The sequence below is a fragment of the Virgibacillus sp. NKC19-3 genome, from assembly GCF_019837165.1.
GTDB classification, from domain to species: domain Bacteria; phylum Bacillota; class Bacilli; order Bacillales; family Amphibacillaceae; genus Virgibacillus_L; species Virgibacillus_L saliphilus.
In genome coordinates, this window is record NZ_JAGYHC010000001.1 from 2,563,411 (window position 1) to 2,587,651 (window position 24,241).

General features: G+C 38.7%; 20 protein-coding genes. 4 read left to right on the forward strand and 16 right to left on the reverse strand.

Translation table 11 applies throughout. From position 1 onward, the window contains the following. From polA to citZ, 7 genes are all read right to left on the reverse strand, one after another. Positions 1-2,640, reverse strand: coding sequence for a DNA polymerase I (polA, locus tag KFZ56_RS12445; RefSeq protein WP_222642243.1), 2,640 nt, complete (start codon positions 2,638-2,640; stop codon positions 1-3). A 128-nt stretch (positions 2,641-2,768) separates the two neighbouring features. Then, positions 2,769-4,142, reverse strand: coding sequence for a two-component system histidine kinase PnpS (gene pnpS, locus KFZ56_RS12450; protein ID WP_222642244.1), 1,374 nt, complete (start codon positions 4,140-4,142; stop codon positions 2,769-2,771). After that, positions 4,139-4,831 carry a response regulator transcription factor gene (locus KFZ56_RS12455; RefSeq protein ID WP_222642245.1) on the reverse strand — a complete coding sequence of 231 codons (693 nt, stop codon included), beginning with the start codon at positions 4,829-4,831 and terminating at the stop codon, positions 4,139-4,141. Before KFZ56_RS12455 ends, pnpS begins: the two co-directional genes overlap by 4 nt. 122 nt (positions 4,832-4,953) lie before the next feature. Then, positions 4,954-5,439, reverse strand: coding sequence for a MaoC/PaaZ C-terminal domain-containing protein (locus KFZ56_RS12460; protein WP_309228295.1), 486 nt, complete (start codon positions 5,437-5,439; stop codon positions 4,954-4,956). 655 nt (positions 5,440-6,094) lie between these two features. Beyond that, positions 6,095-7,033 (reverse strand): malate dehydrogenase, encoded by a 939-nt coding sequence (gene mdh, locus KFZ56_RS12465; RefSeq protein ID WP_222642247.1) that lies wholly within the window; start codon positions 7,031-7,033, stop codon positions 6,095-6,097. A 22-nt stretch (positions 7,034-7,055) separates the two neighbouring features. Further along, positions 7,056-8,327, reverse strand: a complete 1,272-nt coding sequence (gene icd, locus KFZ56_RS12470) for an NADP-dependent isocitrate dehydrogenase (protein ID WP_222642248.1) — start codon at positions 8,325-8,327, stop codon at positions 7,056-7,058. Between the two features lie 92 nt (positions 8,328-8,419). Continuing rightward, a complete protein-coding gene (gene citZ / locus KFZ56_RS12475) occupies positions 8,420-9,538 on the reverse strand; it encodes a citrate synthase (RefSeq protein ID WP_222642249.1) in 1,119 nt (372 codons plus the stop codon). 295 nt (positions 9,539-9,833) lie between these two features. On the opposite strand from citZ, the gene ytvI reads away from it, so the two are divergent. Further along, positions 9,834-10,940: a sporulation integral membrane protein YtvI gene (gene ytvI / locus KFZ56_RS12480; protein WP_222642250.1), complete on the forward strand. Its 1,107-nt coding sequence runs from the start codon at positions 9,834-9,836 to the stop codon at positions 10,938-10,940. A 3-nt stretch (positions 10,941-10,943) separates the two neighbouring features. Here the strand turns inward: ytvI and KFZ56_RS12485 are convergent, their stop codons facing one another. The 8 genes from KFZ56_RS12485 to dnaE all read right to left on the reverse strand — a co-directional run bounded on the left by KFZ56_RS12485 (position 10,944) and on the right by dnaE (position 21,594). Then, positions 10,944-11,333 (reverse strand): FxsA family protein, encoded by a 390-nt coding sequence (locus tag KFZ56_RS12485; protein WP_222642251.1) that lies wholly within the window; start codon positions 11,331-11,333, stop codon positions 10,944-10,946. Positions 11,334-11,409: 76 nt separating this feature from the next. Then, entirely contained in the window at positions 11,410-13,170 is a 1,761-nt protein-coding gene (gene pyk / locus KFZ56_RS12490; RefSeq protein WP_222642252.1) for a pyruvate kinase, read from the reverse strand. 36 nt (positions 13,171-13,206) lie between these two features. Continuing rightward, the gene (gene pfkA / locus KFZ56_RS12495; protein ID WP_222642253.1) at positions 13,207-14,166 is read right to left on the reverse strand and encodes a 6-phosphofructokinase; all 960 of its coding nucleotides are present in this window, start codon (positions 14,164-14,166) and stop codon (positions 13,207-13,209) included. 157 nt (positions 14,167-14,323) lie between these two features. After that, the gene (accA, locus tag KFZ56_RS12500) at positions 14,324-15,283 is read right to left on the reverse strand and encodes an acetyl-CoA carboxylase carboxyl transferase subunit alpha (RefSeq protein WP_222642254.1); all 960 of its coding nucleotides are present in this window, start codon (positions 15,281-15,283) and stop codon (positions 14,324-14,326) included. Then, positions 15,280-16,140 carry an acetyl-CoA carboxylase, carboxyltransferase subunit beta gene (accD, locus tag KFZ56_RS12505; protein ID WP_222642255.1) on the reverse strand — a complete coding sequence of 287 codons (861 nt, stop codon included), beginning with the start codon at positions 16,138-16,140 and terminating at the stop codon, positions 15,280-15,282. Before accD ends, accA begins: the two co-directional genes overlap by 4 nt. Positions 16,141-16,238: 98 nt before the next feature. Next, the gene (locus tag KFZ56_RS12510) at positions 16,239-16,871 is read right to left on the reverse strand and encodes a FadR/GntR family transcriptional regulator (RefSeq protein WP_255585132.1); all 633 of its coding nucleotides are present in this window, start codon (positions 16,869-16,871) and stop codon (positions 16,239-16,241) included. Positions 16,872-16,883: 12 nt separating this feature from the next. Beyond that, a complete protein-coding gene (gene ystJ / locus KFZ56_RS12515) occupies positions 16,884-18,125 on the reverse strand; it encodes an NADP-dependent malic enzyme (RefSeq protein ID WP_222642256.1) in 1,242 nt (413 codons plus the stop codon). Between the two features lie 118 nt (positions 18,126-18,243). Beyond that, positions 18,244-21,594, reverse strand: a complete 3,351-nt coding sequence (gene dnaE / locus KFZ56_RS12520; protein WP_222642257.1) for a DNA polymerase III subunit alpha — start codon at positions 21,592-21,594, stop codon at positions 18,244-18,246. A 142-nt stretch (positions 21,595-21,736) separates the two neighbouring features. Here dnaE and ytrH point away from each other — a divergent pair, with 142 nt between their 5' ends. Next, positions 21,737-22,072, forward strand: a complete 336-nt coding sequence (ytrH, locus tag KFZ56_RS12525) for a sporulation membrane protein YtrH (protein ID WP_222642258.1) — start codon at positions 21,737-21,739, stop codon at positions 22,070-22,072. Then, positions 22,072-22,578 carry a sporulation membrane protein YtrI gene (gene ytrI, locus KFZ56_RS12530; RefSeq protein ID WP_222642259.1) on the forward strand — a complete coding sequence of 169 codons (507 nt, stop codon included), beginning with the start codon at positions 22,072-22,074 and terminating at the stop codon, positions 22,576-22,578. The genes ytrH and ytrI overlap by 1 nt, the downstream gene beginning before the upstream one ends. Before the next feature lie 55 nt (positions 22,579-22,633). Here the strand turns inward: ytrI and KFZ56_RS12535 are convergent, their stop codons facing one another. Continuing rightward, on the reverse strand, positions 22,634-23,581 hold the full coding sequence (locus KFZ56_RS12535) for a DHH family phosphoesterase (protein WP_222642260.1): 948 nt from the start codon (positions 23,579-23,581) through the stop codon (positions 22,634-22,636). Positions 23,582-23,673: 92 nt separating this feature from the next. Between KFZ56_RS12535 and KFZ56_RS12540 the strand changes: the two genes are divergently transcribed. Beyond that, on the forward strand, positions 23,674-23,964 hold the full coding sequence (locus KFZ56_RS12540; protein ID WP_222642261.1) for a YtpI family protein: 291 nt from the start codon (positions 23,674-23,676) through the stop codon (positions 23,962-23,964). The last annotated feature ends 277 nt before the right edge of the window (positions 23,965-24,241 follow it).

Sequence of the window (24,241 nt, forward strand, 5' to 3'; positions counted from 1 at the left end):
TTATTTTGCATCAAACCAGCTGTTTCCATATGCATAATCGACCTTAAGTGGTACATTTAAGTCGACTGTTTGTTCCATCGTCGCTGGCACTATTTCTTTTAACTGCTCCACTTCTTCTTTTGGAGCTTCAATAATTAATTCATCATGTACTTGCAGCAGCATACGAGACTGCAGACCTGCTTCTTTTAATTGACCATCAAGATCAATCATTGCCTTCTTAATAATATCTGCAGCACTGCCCTGTATAGGTGTATTCATCGCAGTACGTTCAGCAAAACTGCGCAAATTGAAATTTCGACTCGTAATCTCAGGCAGGTATCTTCGACGTTTCATTAATGTCGTAACATAACCATGCTGTTTAGCTTCTTGGACAATCTCTTCCATGTAGGTTTTTACATCCGGATAACTTGCAAAATAACGTTCAATAAATGATTTTGCTTCTTTTCTGGTTATTCCTAGACTTTGCGAAAGACCATAGTCACTTATTCCGTATACAATACCAAAATTAACAGCTTTTGCCTGGCGACGCATATTCGCTGTTATTTGTTCTTTATCTACATGAAAAACATCGATTGCTGTTTGTGTATGAATATCCACATCATTGTTAAAAGCAGCAACCAACTTTTCGTCATTTGCTATATGTGCTAACACACGCAACTCAATTTGTGAATAATCAGCAGAGAACATGATCCAGTCCTTTTTCGCTGGTATAAATGCTTGTCTAATTTTTCTTCCTTCCTCTAAACGAATAGGTATATTTTGCAGATTTGGTTCCATGGAACTTAATCTACCTGTTTGCGTTAATGCCTGATTAAAACGTGTATGAATTTTATCTGTATACTTATCTACAACTTTCAGCAATCCTTCGATATAGGTTGACTGAAGCTTGCCTAACTGCCTGTATAAAAGCAGCTTCGGTATAATTTCATGTTCCTGTTTCAATTCTTCCAAAACATCTGCTGCTGTTGAATAACCTGTCTTTGTTTTCTTTATTACAGGTAGCTTGAGCTTCTCAAACAGAATGGGACCAAGCTGTTTCGGGGAATTCAAATTAAACTCCTCACCAGCAAGATCATACACTTCCTTTTCCAAATCAGATAATCGCTGTTTGAGATTATTTCCTATCTCTTTTAAGTGTTCAACATCAATCTGTACACCCACATATTCCATTTCCCCTAAGATGAGAGTGAGTGGCATCTCCAAATCTATAAACAATTCATATTGCTCATTTGTTTTCAGACGGGCTTCCATGTGTTCTTTCGAGGAAAATAGTATATTCGTCTTCCGTGCAATATGTTCAGCCAAAATAGGCTCCTCAGGCACTTTTAATTTTGCGCCTTTGCCATAGACTTCTTCATCAAACAGAACTTCAGTTTCCCCTATTCTATTACCAATGGCGGGAATATCATGATTGTTTTCAGACGGATTAATCAAATAGGAAGCGAGGAACATATCAAATGTAATGCCTTGAAGATGGATGCCCCGATTTAATAAGGCGACTAACGATTTCTTGGCATCGAAAACACTTTTTAATTTAGTCACGTCTTCTGCCCATTGTTTAAACACTTCTGATTCAAGAGCTACGTCAGTCGGTACATAGTAAGCATGTTTTTCATTTACAATTCCAATCCCTTCGATCGCAGCCTTGTGGTAGTTTTCATCAATCATTTCTACTACTAATGCCTCATTGCCTGTGAACATATCAGACGTGACTTCATTGACCATTGAAAAGTCAAGGTCTGCTAATTCATTACTATTATCTTTCGTTCCTATGGATTCTCCATCTATTTTATTTAATAGGGACTGAAATCCCAGGTCTTTAAACAGACTACTAACGGTTGACACTTGGTATCCTTCAAAGATAAGGTCATCAAGCTTCACGGTTATAGGGGAATCCCTTTTAATTGTAACAAGTTCTTTACTCATAAATGCGTTCTCTTTGTATGTTTCTAATTTTTCCTTTAGTTTCTTCCCACTGACGTCATCAATATGATTGTACACTGCTTCTAGTGTTTTATGTTGTTTCAATAATTTTATAGCGGTTTTCTGGCCAATTCCAGGAACTCCAGGAATATTATCCGAGCTATCCCCCATCAAAGCTTTTAAATCAATAATCTGTTCTGGTGATATCTCCATTTTTTCCTTCATATAACTGGGCGTATATTTTTCCACCTCACTGATTCCCTTTTTCGTTAAATGAACCGTTACATCGTCGGACACCAATTGTAATAAATCTCTATCTCCTGATATAACCGTTACATCAAAGTCCCTGTCTTTTCCTTGTGTAGAAAGAGTTCCAATAATATCATCCGCTTCATAGTTCTCTAATTGATAATGTGTTATTTGAAATCCATCAAGTACTTCCTTTAAGAGCGGAAACTGTTCCGATAATTCCGGAGGTGTTTTCTGACGACCTCCTTTATATTCTTTGTATGTTTCATGGCGAAATGTCGTTTTCCCAGCATCAAAGGCGACAAGCATATGTGTTGGTTTTTCCTCTTCTAAGATTCGAAGAAGCATTGTTGTAAATCCGTAAACTCCGTTCGTATATACACCTTTATCATTGTTTAGCAAAGGCAACGCAAAAAAAGCACGGTAAATAATACTGTTTCCATCGATTAAAACGAGTTTGTTTGACATATGTACGCTTCCTCCTATGTTATTGCTCACTGTACCTATTTTATCATTATTGTATCAGTAAAGGAAAACTAATCTATTATTTGAGTAAGTATAACAAAACATCCTCAGGTTAGTGAGGATGTTTGTCGTTATTTATCAGGCGTTTTGGGTAAATGAACATGAACGGTCGTTCCTTTATTCAATTCACTATCAATTGTTATTTCTCCATGATGAACTTCAACAATATGCTTGACAATCGCCAACCCTAAACCAGTTCCTCCCGTATTTCTGCTCCGTGCTTTGTCAACACGATAAAATCGTTCAAATATACGTGTAAGTAACTTTTGATCAATACCTATTCCGGTATCCGCAACTTCAATACGCACATATTCTTCTGTCTCATCTACGTTTAACGTTACTTCACCATTTTCCGGTGTGTAGTGAATAGCATTATCCAAAAGGTTAATAAATACTTGCTTAATCCTTTCCCTGTCAGCAATAAAGGAAATATCCTCAGTATGAGATCGGAATTTAAGCTGTTTTTGTTTTGCTTTAAACGCAAGCGCGGGTACAACTTCATCAACTAACGGTTTCGTATTCACTTCTGATAAGTCAAGTTGAAAATCCTCCCGCTCTAATTTGGATAATGTCAATAAATCCTCAATGAGCAGTTGAAGGCGGTGGCTCTCATTGAAGATAAGCCTTGTAAATTCGGCTCTTGTTTTCTCATCATCAAATCCACTGTCCATAAGAGTTTCAGCAAATCCTTTGATCGACGTAATAGGTGTTTTAAGTTCATGCGATACATTGGCAACAAAGTCTTTGCGCATCAATTCCAGTTTTTTCATCTCTGTTATATCATATAACATCAGCACAGCGCCTTTTAACATATTTCGTTCATCAAATATGGGCGCACCAACGATCTCTAAATAATGTTTATGAACACCTCGAAAATGCGTAAAGGATTCTTTCATATTTTTTTCGTATAAAAACGTGTTTTGCACTGCTTCATGAATGATTTCATTGTCCAGTACCTCATAATAAAGATACCCGACGTAATCTCTGGATGTTTTCCCAAACAAAGAAATAAATTTACGATTTACCAGATGAATATAGCCTTTTTCATCAATAAGTACTAATCCACTTTCTGTATTATCAATGACAGAAGTCAATTGATCCGAATACATTTGCTCTTGGATAGAAAGCTCACTCAAATTACGTGCAAGTTGATTCACTCGATTACTTAATTCACCGATATCGCCATCTTCCGTGTGATAAAACCTCGCTCGGTAATTCCCTTTGACCATTTCATCAACGGTTTTGGTTACCTTTTTGATCGGTTTTATATACTTATCATAAATATGACGCATCAGGATCACTAAGATTATATATAATGTCAATAGCACCGCAAATAACATAATATAATTGTCAGTCAGCGGACTCAAGACGAATCCTGTCCCTGTAATTAAAATGAATATACCTAATACATAATTAAATAATGGTTTTGTAAATAACGCCTTCATGTTAGTGGCTCCTCCATCTTATAGCCAAGCCCTCGTATCGTTTTAATATACGTGGGCTTTTTTGTTGTTGGTTCAATTTTATCTCGCAGGTGACTTATGTGTACATCGACAATCCTCGTGTCTCCAATAAAGTCATAATTCCAAATCCGATTGAGCAACTGATCTCTCGATATAACCTTCCCCTTATGTTTAGCGAGATAGAATAAAAGTTCAAATTCTTTTCGTGTAAAGGTTATTATCTCATTATTCATTTCTACCTCATATCGTTCGGGAAAAATGACTAAATTACCTATGCGCAACGTTTTATTAACAGGTTGCTCGCCGTTTGTTCTTCTTAAAATTGCCTTTATTCGGGCGACAACCTCTTTAGGGCTGAACGGTTTGGTTAAATAATCGTCCGCTCCAAGTTCCAAGCCCAATATTTTGTCAAATTCATCATCTTTGGCAGTAAGCATTAGTATTGGGGTACTAATTTTATTGCTTCGTAAATGTTTACATACTTCCATCCCATCCATTCCCGGCAGCATTAAATCAAGTATAATAAGATCATAATCATTTTCTTCAGCCTTCTTCATTGCTTCTAGCCCATCATAGGCTACATCCGTTTGAAATCCCGCCATCTTCACATTATAGTCCACCAATGTAACGATAGAGGATTCATCATCAACAATTAGAACTTTTTGCTTCATTAATGTATATCCCCATTTCCTTATGAGCCCTTTGTTACTTTCATTCTACAATGTAGAAAGGAAAAAGTGAATATATGAAGCAGTTTGTAAAGAAAAATTTACAATTTATTGCATTCACTATTCTAGAAGAAATTATCCAATGAGTTTGCCGTTAACGTATTTGGGTAGCTGGGAGGGGATACATATAGTTTTCCACTTACAATGTCAAATCCATTTTTATCAAAGCCAATGACGGATACAGCTACTTTATGGTTATCTTCATCAATGGCGATAATTTCAATTGTAAGCGTCACCTCTGTATCATGCAACACTGGATTTGGAAAAATCATTTCATGCTGCGTAATATGACTTCCTGGACCAGGCAAATGCATGGAGATAATAGAAGAAACCATTCCAAATACCATCACAGAAGGTACAATAGGTTGCTTGTAAGGTGTTTGTGATGCATAATCATGTTGAATATAAAGCGGATTCGCATCGTCCGTTAATCCTAAGTACAACAGCAAATCTTTATCCTCGATTTTTTTAATTGCCCTATAGGTATCGCCTATCTGCAATTCACCCATTGCTTTACCTAGCTTTCGTTTTTTACCGATCAAGATAACCACCTCCGAATATGTAAGCGGTTTCTATTATAACAAAAATTTGCAGATTTTACTATATGGCTGTTTCTAAAAAATCGGGATTGCACCAAAGGTTCGTCTCACCGAAAACATTTGTGGTTTTTGACATAAAAGAAATAAACTGCGACGTAAATACTTTTTGCTATAAGTATTTGCTATGATCGCCGTTCGGGTGAGCGAAGGGTGGATGCGCATCCTTAGGGCACGGCCTCAGCCTCCCCGAGAAGACCACTCTGCGGAGTCTTCGGACACGTGCTATCCCCACAGGAGTCACCACCCTTCATTCAGCCGAACTGGTAAGGGACTTCGATTTTTTAATAGTGATTATGAACAATTAAGCATCAGTGATCAGAAAACCAGCGGAGGAAATACACGGAGACTCCTGTGGGAGCTAAAGGCCTAGGTGAGACCCCGCAGTGCGTCAGCACGAGGAGGCTCATCAGCCGCCCGCGGAAAGCGAAGTGTATTTCCGGAGCGGTATCCCTGCTCTCAACCAGTGTTGCAAAAGAATTTTCACTACGTCGCATTTTCTATCAACTGCGAAGCTTTAAAAGCAACAATACTTGCGAAATGAGTTTACTATATAAATAAAAAGCTTCTTACAACACGGTGTGCTATAAGAAGCTTGCATATCAAGAATTTATTTTAGTACATCAAGAACGTTTTTCACAGATGTTGCTGATTTATCCAGCTGCTCTTTTTCTTCATTGGTTAAGTCTAATTCAATGATCTCTTCAATTCCTTTTCCACCCAGTACAGTTGGAACACCGAGGTAGATATCGGAATAACCGTATTCTCCCTCTAGATAAGCGATAGATGGGAGTACACGTCGCTGATCTTTCAGAATCGCTTCTGCCATAACAGTAAGCGATGCAGCAGGTGCATAGTATGCACTACCATTTCCGAGAAGTCCAACGATTTCTCCACCGCCTTTTCGTGTGCGTTCAACAATTTCATCCAAACGATCTTTCGAGATCCATTTTTCCAGCGGAATTCCTCCGGCATAGGAATAACGAATTAGTGGAACCATATCATCTCCATGTCCACCTAACACAAAACCTGTAATGTCTTTAACAGATAGATTAAGTTCTTGTGCTACAAATGAACGGAAACGGGAAGTATCCAGTACCCCCGATTGCCCGATAACGCGCTCTTTCGGAAAACCTGATTCTTTAAACACCGTATATGTCATGGCATCAACTGGATTTGTCAGAACCACAATAAACGTTTCAGGTGAATATTTTACAATTTCGCTTGTAACAGATTTCATGATTTTTGCATTTGTGTTAACAAGGTCATCACGAGTCATACCTGGCTTACGAGCAATACCAGCCGTAATAATGACTAAATCAGAATCCTTTGTGTCCGCATAATTGGAAGTCCCTTGAACAATAGCGTCAAATCCTTGAGCAGGGCTGGCCTCTAACATATCCAGCGCTTTGCCTTTTGTTGGATCTTCCATATCCGGGACATCTACCAGTACAACGTCTCCCAGTTCTTTTTGAGCCATCATTAATGCCGTAGTAGCACCGGTGAACCCTGACCCGATTACTGAAATTTTATTTCTTTTTATTGCCATTGTACGTCAGTCTCCTATCCAATTAGTCCATGTTTTTAATTAATTCATTACCAAATTCAGATGTTTTAACTTCCGTAGCACCATCCATCAACCTTGCAAAATCGTATGTTACAACTTTGGAAGCAATCGTTTTATCCATTGCTTTTGTAATTAAATCTGCAGCTTCTCTCCATTCGAGATGTTCCAACATTAGCACTGCTGAGAGTACAACAGATGAAGGATTTACTTTATCCATTCCTGCATATTTTGGCGCGGTTCCATGGGTTGCCTCAAAAATGGCATGGCCTGTATCATAGTTAATATTCGCTCCAGGTGCGATTCCGATTCCACCAACTTGAGCTGCCAAAGCATCAGAAATATAGTCCCCATTCAGGTTCATAGAAGCAACGACATCAAATTCTTTCGGGCGTGTTAAAATTTGTTGCAGGAAAATATCTGCAATGGCATCTTTAACAAGAATTTTCCCTGCGGCTACTGCCTCATCCTGAGCTTTATTCGCTGCCTCTTTCCCATCACGCTCAACAATACGATCGTATTCTGCCCATGTAAATGTTTTATCACCATATTCTTCTTCAGCCACTTCATAGCCCCATGCTTTAAACGCACCTTCTGTATATTTCATGATGTTACCCTTATGTACTAAAGTAACACTCTTACGACCTTCGTTTAAGGCATAATCAATACTGGCGCGTACTAAACGTTTGGTCCCTTCTTCAGATACCGGTTTCACGCCAATACCAGACGTTTCAGGAAAACGAATATTCGTTACATCCATTTCATTTTTAAGAAAGTCAATTACTTTTTTGACTTCAGCGGAACCCTTTTGCCATTCGATACCAGCGTAAATGTCCTCTGTGTTTTCGCGGAAAATAACCATATCAACTTCTTCCGGACGTTTAACCGGGGATGGAACACCACTGAAATAACGAACAGGACGCAGGCATGTGAATAAGTCCAATTCCTGACGTAATGCAACGTTCAGGGAACGAATACCACCCCCGATCGGAGTTGTGAGTGGACCTTTTATCGCGATTTTGTATTCATTAATGATATCCAGCGTCTCCTGAGGTAGCCATTCCCCTGTTTTATCATATGCTTTTTGCCCGGCTAGCACCTCGGTCCAATCAATTTTTTTCTTGCCATTGTACGCTTTTTCTACGGATGCTTCGATAACATTTCTTGCCGCTGCCCAGATATCCGGGCCAGTTCCATCTCCTTCAATAAAAGGAATAACCGGATTGTCCGGTACTTGCATTTTCCCATTTTCAACAATAATCTTTTCTCCCTGTGCCATAAAAAATACCTCCTAATTATTTCTCGCATCGTTAGTTTAACATATATTCGTTTTTCAGTACGACCGCCTGTCCCAATACAGTTGATAACTTTTTACTTGCGGTCTTCCATCTTGATATATTTCTGTGTTTTTGGCCCTACATATTCAGCACGCGGACGAATGAGACGATTATTATTATATTGTTCCAGAATATGAGCTAACCAGCCGGACATACGGCTCACTGTGAATAGCGGTGTAAACAAATCATGGTCAATTCCCAAGCTGTGGTAAACAGAAGCAGAATAAAAGTCCACATTTGCCGGCAGGCCTTTCTGCTCTTTAATATAGTCCTCAATCTTTACAGACATGTTGTACCATTTATCTTCTCGGATAACTTTTGATAGTTCTTTCGACATTCTTCTTAGATGCTTGGCACGTGGATCACCATTTTCATATACACGATGTCCCATCCCCATAATTTTTTCTTTATTTTTAAATTTTTCGTCGATGTAAGGGATTGCATTTTCTATTTCACCAATGTCAGTGAGCATTTCCATAACACGCTCATTTGCTCCGCCGTGCAGAGGACCTTTTAGCGCTCCAATTGCAGCTGTTACACCGGAATAGATATCTGATAATGTTGCAACACATACCCTGGCGGTAAATGTTGAAGCATTTAATTCGTGATCAGCATGAAGTACCAATGCCTTATTAATAGCTTCCACTTCGATATCTTTTGGATCTTCACCATTAAGCATGTATAGAAAGTTCTTGGCATATCCGTAATCCTTTTTCGGTTTCACTGGATCTTTGCCTTGTCGAATTCTTGCGAATGCAGTCACAACTGCGGAAACTTTTGCCTGTATACGGAGGGCTTTTTGTTTGTTCGCCTGCTCCTCCATTACATCTGCCTGATCGTCATACAATCCAAGCAGTGAAACGGCGGTACGTACTCCTGCCATCGGATGAACGGTTGATAAATCATAGGAACGCAAGTGATCAATAATAGCCCCAGGAAGTTCCATGTTCGCGGCAAGCTCTGCTTTAAATGTATCTAATTCCGACTTATTCGGTAGCTTTTGATTCCATAATAAATAAACTACTTCTTCAAAACTAGAATTCTCAGCTAAATCGTCAATCTTATACCCAACATATGTCAGTTGATCATCAATAATAGAGCTGATAGACGATTGAGTTGCTACAACCCCTTCTAAACCTTTGGTTGATGTCATAACAAACCCTCTCCTTTTTCTTATATTATGATTATAAAATAATGTAAACCAAATGCGACAATATTCTACAATCCCTTCCCCCTCTAGAACAATTATAATGTATTTTGAAAGTGATGTGAATTGAAATCGATTAATTTTATCGAGAAAAATAAATTACTTTTTAAAAAGAACCTATCATTCCATTAATATGACAAAATACCAAGCTATGTAATTGTCTTTTAAACGAGACGTCTATTTCCCTTCTTTTCATCATATAAAACATAATACAAGCCTTTTAAAAAAATGGGGGAAATACATGTCCAAATCCTTCTTGTTTAAAATACTAAGGGTTCTATTTCTCATTGGCACGCTACTTATCAGTTATCTGCTGATTTCATATACATTCCCAATCCTTTATCCAATTATAGTGGCAGTGATTATCTCCTATCTCATTAATCCATTTGTAACCATTTTGGAAAACAAGCTTAAATTTCCCAGACCAATTGCTGTATTCACTGTTATCTGCACAATGTTTTCCTTTGTCCTAAGTACGGTATTCCTGATTATTGCAGAAATCATTCAGGGAACAGCCTTTTTAGCAGATAAAGTCCCTGAACATTTCCATGCATTGATTACGCTTATGGAGGATTTTTTTAATACAACAATCCTTCCAGCCTACGAAAAGCTGATGTCTTTTTTTCATATGCTGGATGCGTCACATCAAGTAACGATTACGGAGCATATACAACAATTTGCTAGTCATATTGCCACAACTGGTGCAGCATACCTGCAGGATTTTTTATTGAAAATACCAGCTGTTTTATCCATGCTTCCAAATTCGCTGACTGTATTTGTATTTATTGTCTTAGCAACTTTTCTAATCACAAACGACTGGAATAGGCTAGTGAAATCTGCGAAACGAATAATTCCATCTTCTGTAAAAACATCTACAGGAGAAGTACTAAATCACCTTAAAAAGGCAATATTTGGATTCGCTAAAGCACAAGTGATACTCATTTCCATTACAGCAGGAATTATTTTTATTGGATTATTATTTTTTCAAGTTGAACATGCTTTAACCATTGCATTACTAGCTGCTGCGGCTGATCTATTACCATATGTTGGGACAGGCATTATATTTATACCATGGATTATCTATCTGTTCATCACAGCTGAGTATTCAATGACAATCAGCCTGATCCTTTTATACATGTTCATCATCGTCCTGCGTCAAGTGCTGGAACCAAAAATTCTATCCACCAGCATTGGATTACATCCGCTTGCTGTGTTAGTGGCGTTATTTATCGGTATACAGGTGTGGGGATTTGTAGGAATAATTGTCGCCCCTATTCTCTTGGTCGTATTTAACGCAGTTCATCAGGCTGGGATTACAAAGCAACTATGGCTATTTATTAAAGGATAAAAATCACCATCTCCGATAAATGATGGTGTTTTTATCCATCATTCGTTTGATCACTTTCCATATACTGTTTTTAAACAGTTTTCTGGTGACTGGGATAACGAGGAGGAATCCAACCGCATCGGTAATAAATCCCGGTGTAAATAAAAACACTGCACCAATAAAAATACAAATGCCATCGATAATATATGCGGTGGGAGCTTCTCCGTTATTCATGGAAAAACTTGCACGCCTCCAGACTTCTATACCCTGTTGTTTCGCAAACATAACACCGATAATCCCTGTTAAAACAATGATTACGACCACCCACCATGGGCCAATCATGTCGCCAATCCAAATAAAAACTCCAATTTCCAGTGCGGACAGTACTAATAATGTTAACAGTAGCCACCTCATCGTATTCACCCTTACGTTATATACTTCATCCATCAAAGGTTATCACTGATCATGTGGTACCTTTTTGGACTACCTCTTACAAAACGCGCGTGTGACCTTTATAAATATCACCTTTCGAACCATCCAATGTAATAACTTGACCGTCCTTTATGACATCGAAAACATCCTTCACTCCGACAATTACAGGAATTCCCAAACTTAAACCAACTACGGCAGCATGTGATGTTAAACCACCTTCTTCCGTAATAATTCCGCTGACTTTCTCCAATGCCGGCATCATGTCTCTTTCTGTTCCATAAGTGACAAGAATATCTTCTTCATTCACCTTCTCGATGGCTTCTTTTGCTGTAGTGGCTACTACAGCCTTACCATAAGCGCTACGTTTACCGATTCCCTGTCCTTTCGCAACAACATCGCCAATGACATGCACCTTCAATAAGTTCGTTGTTCCACTTTCACCAACAGGTACACCTGCCGTGATAATTACCCTGCTTCCACGATCGAATAGATTCGTACTTAATCCACAATCAATGGCAACATCAAGCATTTCATCCGTTGTACTGGCTTTTTTGCCTGCCACCGCATGAACTCCCCAAACTAAGGATAACTGGCGCTCTACGCTGTTCGAAGAAGTAACTGCTACAATAGGTGCCTTTGGTCTATATTTGGAAATCATTCTTGCCGTATGACCACTTTCTGTTGGAGTAATAATGGCGCTTACGGAAAGATTTTTTGCCGTATGCGTTACTGATTGACTAATCGCATCTGTGATCGTCATATCAACATTTTTAGAACGTATTTCTAAAATAGCTTTATGATCCAATGCTGACTCTGCTTTTAGTGAAATATTACTCATCGTTTGTACAGCTTCTACAGGATAGTCTCCTGCAGCTGTTTCTCCGGATAACATAACAGCATCGGAACCATCAAAAATGGCATTAGCAACATCTGACGCTTCTGCTCTTGTTGGCCTAGGATTCTGTTGCATCGAATCAAGCATCTGTGTTGCCGTAATAACTGGTTTCCCTGCTGTATTACATCGCTTTATTAAATCTTTTTGAACAAGAGGCACGTCTTCTGAAGGAATTTCTACACCTAAGTCGCCACGAGCAACCATTAGCCCATCACTTACTTCTAAGATACGTTCAATATTGTCGACGCCTTCCTGATTTTCGATTTTAGGTATAATGTGAATGTGATTAGCATTATGCTCTTCAAGTAAGGCCTGTACCTCCATGATATCTGACGGACGACGAACGAAAGAAGCAGCAATAAAATCGACATCATGCTCAATACCAAATGTAATATCATTTGCATCCTTGTCCGTAATACCTGGTAAATTGACAGATACATTCGGCACATTAACACCTTTTTTATTTTTGATAATTCCGGAGTTTAACGCAATTGTTTTAAGCTCATTTTTATGTTTGTCAATTTCTGTTACTTCTAATTCAATGAGACCATCATCTAATAAAATCTTTGATCCTTCGTGAACGTCGTTAATTAAGTCATCATACGTAATGGAAAATCGCTCCGCAGTACCCTCAATATCCTCCATCTGAACATAAACAACCATTCCTTGAATAATTTCAGCTTGTCCATCTTTGAAATCTGCGGTCCTTATTTCAGGGCCTTTTGTATCTAATAGTATAGCAACTGTTTTTCCTGTATTCTCAGCCGCCTTTCGTATGTTTTTGATTCGTGCTTCATGTTCCTCGTAATTACCGTGGGAAAAATTCAATCGTGCAACATTCATCCCCGATTCAATCAATTGCTCCAGTTTTTCAATCGATTCAGAAGCAGGACCGATTGTACACACAATTTTTGTATTTCGCATGATTATTTCCTCCTTGTATATGCTTTGAACAACCTTTTATATTGAAAGTTCTTGTGATAAACGATACATATCATTATTAATTTGATGCTCTTCTGCCAGGATTTCCAAAATATCTCGAGCAACTAGTTGATTATTTTGAATACCCACCATTTTTCCAGCTTTACCTGCCTGTAACGCTTCTACGGCGCTCGCACCTAACCGACTCGCTAGTACTCGGTCCGATGCTGTGGGTGATCCACCACGCTGAATATGCCCAAGTACCGTTACTCGTGTCTCCAGTGCAGTAGCCTCTTGAATTCGTTCACCATAGTCAAACCCACTGCCAACACCTTCAGCAACAATAATAATACTGTGTTTTTTCCCGCGTTCGTGACCACGTTTCAGGCGCTGCACAATATCAGAGAAGTCTTCTTTTTTTTCAGGGATGATAATACTTTCAGCTCCACCAGATAACCCTGCCCATAGAGCAAGATCACCTGCATCCCTACCCATTACTTCAATGATATACGTTCGTTCATGAGATGTAGCTGTATCACGAATCTTATCAATTGCTTCAATAACCGTATTTAATGCTGTATCAAATCCAATGGTGAAGTCCGTCCCAGCAATATCGTTATCGATTGTAGCCGGAATACCAATGCATGGGTAACCTTGTTCCGTTAGCTTCTGTGCCCCATGAAAGCTACCATCTCCACCAATGATAATCAAACCTTCAATCCCATATTGATTTAATTGTTCCATTGCTTTTTGGCGGCCTTCTGCTGTTTTAAATTCATCACTTCTTGCAGATAATAATACTGTACCGCCCCGCTGTATAATATCACCGACTGAACCGATCTTCATCAACTCAATATTACCTTCTATTAATCCTTGAAAACCATTTTTAATGCCAAATACTTCAATATCTTGAAAAATGGCTTTTCTAATAACGGCGCGGATAGCTGCATTCATTCCAGGAGCATCGCCGCCACTTGTTAAAACACCAATTCTTTTCATCGTTCTTTCCACCTTTAAACTAATTTCATTATATTTTCATCCTCTTTAACGATAATGCGAAAAAGCAAAAATAGCAATTAATTACACGTATATAGAAGTATTTTTTTGATTTCGAAAAAATAATCAGAGACTGACAAATTGTCAGCCTCTCCTAACGTTACCCTAAAATTTCATAATTACCAATTTGTTTGTATTTTTCCCATCTTTTTTCCAGTAATTCTTCCTTTTTACATGCAGAAAGATCCGTCAAGGACTGTTCGATAACTTTCTCCATATACGCCGCTTGCTGGGCTAAATCCTCATGCGCCCCACCCTTTGGTTCAGGAATAATTGTATCTATAACGTCTAATTGTTTCAAATCATAGGAAGTTATTTTCATTGTTTCAGCTGCTTTTTGAGCTAAGCCCGAATCTTTCCACAACAGAGCAGCAGCTCCTTCTGGGGAGATAACAGAATATGTAGCATTCTCCAGCATATGAATATGATCTCCTATACCTATGGCTAAAGCTCCCCCGCTTCCTCCTTCACCTATAACAATGCAAATAATGGGAACGGTAAGCCCAGCCATTTCCATTAAATTACGGGCAATCGCTTCACTTTGTCCACGTTCTTCGGCAGCTTTACCTGGATAAGCACCCTTCGTATCAATAAACGAAATAATCGGGCGATGAAACTTCTCTGCCTGCTTCATATGTCGCAAAGCTTTACGATATCCTTCAGGATGTGGCATGCCGAAATTTCGCCGAATATTTTCTTTCGTGTCTTTTCCCCGCTGATGACCAATAATGGTTACAGGGGTATCTTTATAATACGCTATTCCAGCTACAATGGCTTTATCATCACCATACAGGCGATCACCATGAAATTCCATAAAATTGGTAAATATTTTATCAATATAATCAAGTGTTGTTGGTCGTTCTTGATGCCTTGCCATTTGAACACGATCCCAAGGTTTTAAATTCCCGTAAATATCAGCTTCCAATTCTGCCAGCCTTTTTTCCAATGTACTAATTTCTTCTGATAGGTCAATATCACCCTCTTCGGTAAAACGTTTCAATTCGGCTATCTTTTCTTTTAAATTTACAATCGGTTTCTCAAATTCCAATATTTGCTTCATGAGGTCGCACCACCCTTCTGATGAAATTCGAGTAATGTTGCGAGAAAACTATTCATCTCATGCCGATGGACGACCTGATCCAGCTGACCATGTTTTAATTGAAACTCAGCCGTTTGGAAATCCTCCGGTAACTTTTCACGGATTGTTTGTTCTATAATGCGTCTCCCTGCAAAACCTATCAAAGCACCGGGCTCAGCAAAATTATAATCTCCAAGTGATGCAAAACTTGCAGATACGCCTCCTGTAGTCGGGTTGGTCATAATAGAAATCATCAGTCCCCCTGATCCACTGAAACGCTGAATAGCTACAGAGGTTTTTGACATTTGCATAAGGCTTAGAACGCCTTCCTGCATTCTAGCACCACCGGAAGCAGTGAAGATGATAAAGGGCAATGATTCATCTTTAGCATTTTCAATCGCACGAGCAATTTTCTCACCCATTACGGAACCCATACTTCCCATTCTAAACCTTGCATCCATTACACTAAAAGCCACAGCCTGACCGTCTATCATTCCCTTGCCGGTTACCACACCTTCGTTAAGCCCTGTTTTTTCTCGATCACGGGCTATTTTCTCTTCGTATTCCGGAAATTCAAGTGGGTTACCAGTAATGAGCTGCTTGTCCCACTCCTGGAAAGTCCCTTCATCACATATTTGTTCAATTCGTTCCCAAGCCGTTAGTGGATGGTGAAAACCGCAGTTTGGACACACATTAAGATTCTTTTTCATTTCCTTACGATAATAAATTTTATGGCATTCCTTGCATTTTTGCATTAAACCTTCAGGAATATCCTGTTTGGCTTGTTCACTTGGCATGGTTGCATATTTCCTTCGCTTGCCAAAAAAATCCTTAAGCAAGGTAACACCTCCTTTTTCTACAAACCATGGCACATTCATTTAATACTATAAAGCATTCCATTTAAAAAAGGCGTCTAAAACTGTCGACAAGCCAATTATTATTCCATATTCGATAAAACAGCGCTGGCGAATAATTTCTCAATGGATTGATACTTTTTCTCTACATATAATTGAATTAAATCCATATAAAATGTCTTATCATAATATTGGTTGTTCAATGTATGAGAAAATTCTTCCATTAACTGCCATACTTTTGCTAACAAAAGATTCTCCGTTTTTTTACATAAGTAGTGAAAAAATGAGATATGTTTATCATATGGGGGAATTTCAACATTATTTATAATCCGTTGCAATTCTATTATATCCACTTCAGTTATATGATCAAAAGCTAATTTTGCTGCTTCTTTCTCTAAAAGATTCTTCGTTTGTATTAAGTCATGTTTTATACTATTTTCTTGTAAAATAAATGATGATAATAGCTCAACTGTTTGAAAGGGTTGATATATACTTAAAAATGTCCCTTCCCCATGCCTTGTTTCAATAAGCCCCAATAATTCCATTGCCCGTAGCGCTTCCCTGATAGAAGATCTACCTGCTTGTAATTTATCAGATAGCTCCCTTTCAGAAGGGAGCTTATCACCTGGTTTTAAATCATTGTGATCTATAAATTTTCGTATTTCTTGTAATACTTCCTGATATACTTTCTGTTTTAGTGACATGGACACAGCCATGATTCACTCCTTTTAACCCTCATTCTCTTTCATTATTAAATTTCTTGTATTTTCAGCAACCGTATCCGGGTCAACTTCGATTCTGGCCACACCTGATTCCATTGCTGCTTTGGCAACACCGGCGGCTACATGTGGGGCAACACGAGCGTCAAACGGATTCGGAATCACGTAATCTTCATTGAGCTCCTCATCTGTAATAAGTGCTGCAATAGCATTTGCCGCTGCCACCTTCATCCTCTCATTTATTCTGGTAGCCCGTACATCCAAGGCACCACGGAAAATGCCTGGAAATGCCAATACATTATTAACCTGGTTAGGAAAATCAGATCTACCCGTCCCAATTACTTTCGCACCGGATACTTTGGCATCATCCGGTGTAATTTCAGGATCCGGATTTGCCATAGCAAAAATAATCGCGTCATCACTCATTTTTTCAACCATGTCTTTCGATAACGCTCCAGCAACGGATACACCAAGAAATACATCTGCATCTTCAATCATTTCCTCCAGTGAACCTTCTTTTTTGGCATTATTGGTGAACTTGGCAACATTATCCTTTACCTCATTCATTCCATAAGATCTACCTTCAAAAATAGCTCCCTTGGAATCACACATTACCATCTCACGGACACCAAAATTATATAATAACTTAACAATTGCAATGCCAGCTGCCCCTGCACCATTTGCTACCACCTTAATATCGGAAAAAGATTTTCCAACTAGTTTTAATGCATTGATTAATCCAGCAACTGTTACAATAGCTGTTCCATGTTGATCATCATGAAAAATAGGGATATTCGTTTCTTTTTTTAAACGCTCCTCAATAATAAAGCAGTTCGGTGCTGCAATATCTTCTAAATTAACACCACCAAAAGTTGGCTCCATTAACTTTACCGTGCGTACAATTTCTTCTACATCATTTGTATCTAAACAAATGGGAAAAGAATCCACACCGGCAAAATTTTTAAACAACACGGATTTGCCCTCCATAACAGGTAGAGCTGCTTCAGGGCCGATATTACCCAGTCCTAGAACCGCGGATCCATCACTTACGACTCCAACCATATTTCCTTTCATCGTATAGTCATATACGGTTTCTTTACGATCATATATTTCTTTACAAGGTTCTGCAACACCAGGTGAATAAGCTAAACTTAAATCCTTGGCATTACGTACAGGAACTCTTGATTGCATTGTTAATTTCCCTTTGTTTTCTTTATGCATTTGCAAGGCTTCATCTCTCAAGCTGGCCATATTTTTAAATCGCTCCTTTTGAAGTAGAAATAATAGCATGTATAAGTCCGGGGGGTGGTCAGACCACCCTTAACTCCTTTATTATAACAGATGGGGTTTCACTGTAAAGGAAGAAAATTCACTTTTCCAAAACAACATTTACTTTCCCGAAATACGTTGACAGTGATTTTATACATTCCGAGTTCGGGTTAATGGAATAGTTATCTGCCAATTTATACGTCTTTTTGCTTCCTTCATGATGAATAATAATCGATGTACTTCCAGGATAAAGACTTGCGATTCGATGAATTTCCTGAAGTGCATGTTCATTATTTTCACCTGTTAACTTTATAAATAAATGCTTGTTATCACCCGATTTCAATTCATATTCATCAAATGGTTGAATTTCTGACAGTTGCCATTGAATACGATTATTTCTGGATTCGACTTTCCCCTTTAACAGGATGATCATTTCTTCTTGAAGCCATGTACTGGAATCTCGATATAATTCCGGGAAAACGACAGCTTCCATGTCACCTGTCTCATCTCCAATCGTGATAAAAGCCATTGGGTCCCCTCGTTTAGTACGGATTATTTTCATTGTTTGCACAATCGCTGCGCTTTTTATATGCCGTCTTCCAACTAACCTTCTGGCATGATTAATCGAAATATAACCATTTGCCCGTAGCTTGTTTCTATACGCTGTTAATGGGTGGCTGGACACATATATACCAAGAAGTTCTTTTTCGTCTGCTAATTTTTTCACTACGCTGAAATCCTTGGCAGCTTCATAGCTTGTCTCAAGCTCAATTTGTTCCTGAAATGAAGCCGGCTGATCATTGAATTCGCCAAACAGTTCCCCTTGTTCTATAGCATGATCAATGGATGCCACGAGACTTGCTCTATTTGGGTATAGTTCATCGAAGGCACCTGCCGTGATAAGAAGCTCCAATGCACCCCGATTAACGGTTTTTAATGAAACACGCAAACAGAAGTCGAATAAATTTTTAAACGGACCTTGCTTACGTACCGTAATAATTTCTTTCATTACCTGGTTCCCGATTCCCTTGATGCTTAAAAGCCCCATCCGAATACCCTTTCCTTCTACCGAAAACGTCCCATAACTTGCATTAATGGATGGTGGAAGCGGGCTGATATTGAATTCTTTCACCTCTTTCATATACGCGTTTACCTTATCCTGCTGATTTGCAACAGAGCTAAGCAGGGCAGCAAAGAAGTGAGACGGATAATGTGCTTTTAAATAACTGAGTTGATATGAAATTTTGCTATAAGCTACAGCATGACTTCGATTAAAACCATAATTGGAGAATTTTACTATCCAGGCAAAAATCTCTTCCGCTATGGACTTTTCATAGCCATTTTGCATACAGCCATTTACGAAGGCGGTCCTTTGTTCATCCATTACGTCTTGCTGTTTTTTACTAACAGCACGTCGCAGTATATCCGCTTTTCCAAGTGAAAAGCCGGCAATTTTACTAGCAATCTGCATGATTTGTTCTTGATAGACCAAAACACCGTAAGTACGCTCCAAAATTGGCTTCAAATCTGGATGTGGATAAGTAATTCTTTCCCGTTCATATTTACGATTGATATAGGTTGAAATAAAATCCATCGGACCGGGGCGAAACAAAGCATTAACCGCTACAATATCTTCAAATGTAGAGGGGCTTAATTGTTTAAGGACATTTTTCATACCTTGTGATTCCAGTTGAAAAACACCATTTGTCTTGCCGGTTTGCAAGAGGGCAAACGTTTTCTGATCGTTTCCTGGAATCATATCCAGTGATAGCTTTTTATTCCCTGTATGATTTATCGATCGGATAATTCGCTCTAATAATGTCAAGTTGCGCAGACCAAGAAAATCGATTTTTAATAAACCCAGTTCCTCCAGATCGTTCATGGGGTATTGTGTTAAATTCGTATTGTTTGCTCCAAGCGTTAGTGGAATATGTTCCATCAAAGGTCGCTCGCTAATCACAACGCCTGCTGCATGCGTAGAGATATGTCTTGGCAATCCTTCCAGCTTTGTAGCTACCCGAAATAAAGCCTTCAATTTTTCTGATTGCTTCAAATAATACGTTAAGTCCTCAGACTGCTTAACAAGGTCTGTAATCCGTTTGTTCTGAGAAAGTGGGATGTGTTTTAATATAAAAGCAGCATCCCGCTCATCAACATCCATTGTTTTCATTAACTCACGAAGTATGGACCGGGCAGCAAACGTACCAAATGTGATAATTTGCGCAACATGTTCTTCCCCGTACTTACTTCGAACATAGTCAATCACCTCATCACGTCTATCATCCGAAAAATCAATATCTATATCAGGCATGGTTAGTCGCTCCGGATTAAGAAAACGTTCAAATAACAAATCATATTTAATTGGATCCACATCCGTTATTCCCAGTACATACGCCACAAGCGAGCCCGCTGCGGAACCTCTTCCTGGTCCAACCAGTATATGATTCTCTTTTGCATAACCAATAAAATCGGCAACAATCAAAAAGTAATCACTAAACTGCATGGATTGAATAACTTTTAGTTCATAATGTAGGCGATCTTCAACCTTTTCTGCATTTCCTTCGTATTTTTGATGTAGATGTTCCCAACATTTTTTCTTCAAGTAAGCATGTGCATCCATTTCTTCCGGTACAGGATAAGTTGGAATCATATGTTGATTGAAATCGAATGTTACATGGCATTTTTCAGCAATAGCCTCTGTCTCTTTTACTACTTGCGGCCAAGAGGAAAATAATTGTTCCATTTCAAAAGGGGGGCGCAAATAATTCTGGCCCGCCCCTGCATCCGTATTCCGCATATCCCAATGATCTCCATTTTTCATTGCTTGCAGGCAATCATACGCGATATCATCCTTTTCATTTAAATACCGAACGTCATTAATCGCAACAACAGGAATGTTATACGTTTCCTGAAAAGCTTGTAATGGTTGTTGCATACGCTGTTCATGTTCCATTCCATGATCCTGAACTCCTAAATAAAAATCACCTGCTTGAGTTAGGTTTTTCCATGTGTTTAAATAAGCCAACACTTTATCATGGTTTTGAGTTTCCAATAAGTTCGCGAGCTTCTCATTACTTGCTGGTAAAATACAAATAAGCTCTTCCATATAATCATACAATTCTTCTGCTTTGACACTTGTCACTTTCAGACGCTGTATATATGTACTGATTTTAACAAGTGAACGATATCCTTTATTTGATTTTGCCAAAAGAACACAAGTTTGAATATCTTCCTGATCATCCATAGTATGTACAATCATCCCAATGATTGGCTCTATTCCATTACTTTTACAAGCTTTATAAAAAGGTATCACACCATACAGCACCTGTTCATCTGTAAGTGCCAGTGCTTCGAGTTTTAATTCTTTCGCTTTCTCTACTAATTTTTCGATTGTAATCGTGCTATTCATTAGGCTATAGCCACTTCTGATCTGCAAATGTGTATATGCCATCGTATCCCGCCTTTTTCGTCTATTTCTATTATAACAATCTACTCAAGCCGTGCACATGGATTGCTTCTTCAAAAACTATCATAACTCGTCCACTACGTTCATAAAATGTAAGGAATAAGCCTCTGGAAGGGGTAATGAACATATGGTCGATGAACGTTTTTTCGCTTCTTTTATTCATTGTTACTTTATTGCATTCGGTGTCATTATTGGTGGAGCTATCATCGGCAGTATTGGAGAATTTGCTACAGGCAATGCGCCGCTAACCTCTATTGGACGAATTGCTAAAAACTTACGCATATGGGCGATTGTTGCAGCAATTGGAGGCACATTTGATGCCATTGCTAATTTTGAAAGAGGCCTCTTTGACGGTTCAACAATGGATATATTTAAACAGGCATTTTTAATATTATCAGCAATGGGTGGCGTTAAAACAGCAATCACATTACTGGAATGGCTCATCCAGGAGGATATCACTTAATGCATATTCCTCCTTATCATAAAAAAGCAACATGGCAACGTTTTTTTATCGGAACTGTTATTGGTGCCATTCTATCCTATGGTATTTATCTCTATATGTATGGCTCCTTATATGAACAACTCTTGGAAGAAAACCTTGAACTGGAAGCGGAAGTGACAGAATTAGAAAAACAAAACGAAGCATTAACACAGGATAAAGAAGATTTAGATGAACAAAAAGAGCAGGAAATAACCGTGGAAACAATTGAAATAACCATTACAAACGAGAATGAGTTACGCCTTGATAGACTCATTGTCCATCAATTGGAGGAACTAATTAATGAGGAAATCAATCATCTGATCGGAGAGAATGTTACCATCATTGACGAGAGCAGTCAGCTATTACGCTCAAGTATTGAAAACAAAGGATTTTCCGTTGATGACTTTACGTATTACTTTGATGTAACACAACTAACGATTTCACGAAACATGATACTAACAGTTGAAGCAAAGCTGACGGACGAGTAGTTGGATAAATACAGAACTGCTGATTCCAAGCCTTAAGGGTTGGATCAGCATTCTTTTATTTGGTGAACATTCTACAAACCTCATCTAAATCTTTGATAACAGCTTCTGTCTCCTCCCATGTTTCAACAGACGCTCCTGAAGCCATTGGATGTCCTCCACCATTGTATTTTGCAGCGATTTTATTTATGGCCGGACCTTTGGATCGCAGGCGTACGCGTATCACATTTTCTTCCTCCACAAAAATAACCCACGCACAAATGCCTTCAACATCTCCCAATGAACCAACCAACTGTCCAGTTTCTGCTGGTTTTAATCCATATTCATCTAAAATTTCCTTCGTCAATGTAACAGAACTCATTCCAGATGGCGATAGCGTAAAATGCTGCATGATGTACCCTTTAAGTCTCACAATATTATCTTTCATACTATAAATGCCATCATACAGAGCTGGACGATCAAATTCAAATGACACCAATTCTGATGCATATTGGAATGTCTTTTGCGTTGTGCTTGGAAATAGGAATCTTCCTGTATCTCCTACAATTCCAGCATACAGAAGACGTGCACTTTCATTATTCAGCTTAAACCCCGCTTCCTTACCATGGAGATATAATTCATAAATCATCTCACTTGTTGAACTTGCATCTGTATCCACCCACAATAAATCTCCAAACGGATCTACATTTGGATGATGATCGATTTTAATCAGTTTCGTACCCAGATGGTAGCGTTCGTCTGAAATTCGTGGAGCATTTGCGGTATCACAAGCTATAATGAGCGCATTTTCATATATCTGGTCGTCTATCTGATCCATCCTTATCAAAAATGATAAACTGGGCTCTTCTTCTCCAACTACATACACATTTTTATTTGGAAATGAATACTTAATCAGTTCCTTCAAGCCACCTTGAGACCCTAACGCATCCGGGTCCGGACGAACATGCCTGTGTATAATAATCGTATCATACATTTTAATTGAATGAATAATTTGTCGAATGCTCATTATTATTCCCCTTATTCTTTTTAAATTGCTAGCTAAAACGATAAAAACAAGTTACAATAAAGACGAATGTCACTAGTTTTAGGAGAGATAAGATGTTTATTTTCCCAATTATTATCGTGCTTTCAGCTGTTTTATATGTATATTATAAAGTTGCTATTCTTAAAAGTGAAGACGGACTAACACAAGCCTATTTTAACGGAAAATCCCGTTTATGTCTTGGAAGTTTAGTTTTCTTTTTCGGTATAAATCAATACATTTTCTACCAGACAAGAATCTCTTTATTTATCGGTATCATTTTCGTTCTACTTGGTGGCTTCCTTCTTTATGACGCTGTCAAAGAAGTGAAGCATTACCGGAACGAATGGAAACGCCTAAATGCATAAAATATTTCAATCTGATTGATCACAGTTTCTTAAAGGGGCTGGGACAAAAGTGTTTTTAACGAATAAATTCCGAATATACATCGCTTCGGAAATACACTTCGCGCACCTAAGGGCGGCTGGTGAGCCCCCTTCGTGGCGCGCGCACTTGCAAGATTCACTTAGGCCTTGCCTCTCATCTTCGTGTGTTTCCTCCGCCGGTAGTAGGTTTGAAATATCACAACCCCTCGCCAGTTCGGGCAGCAAAGGGCGGTTACAGCAAATCATCACGACGTCGCAG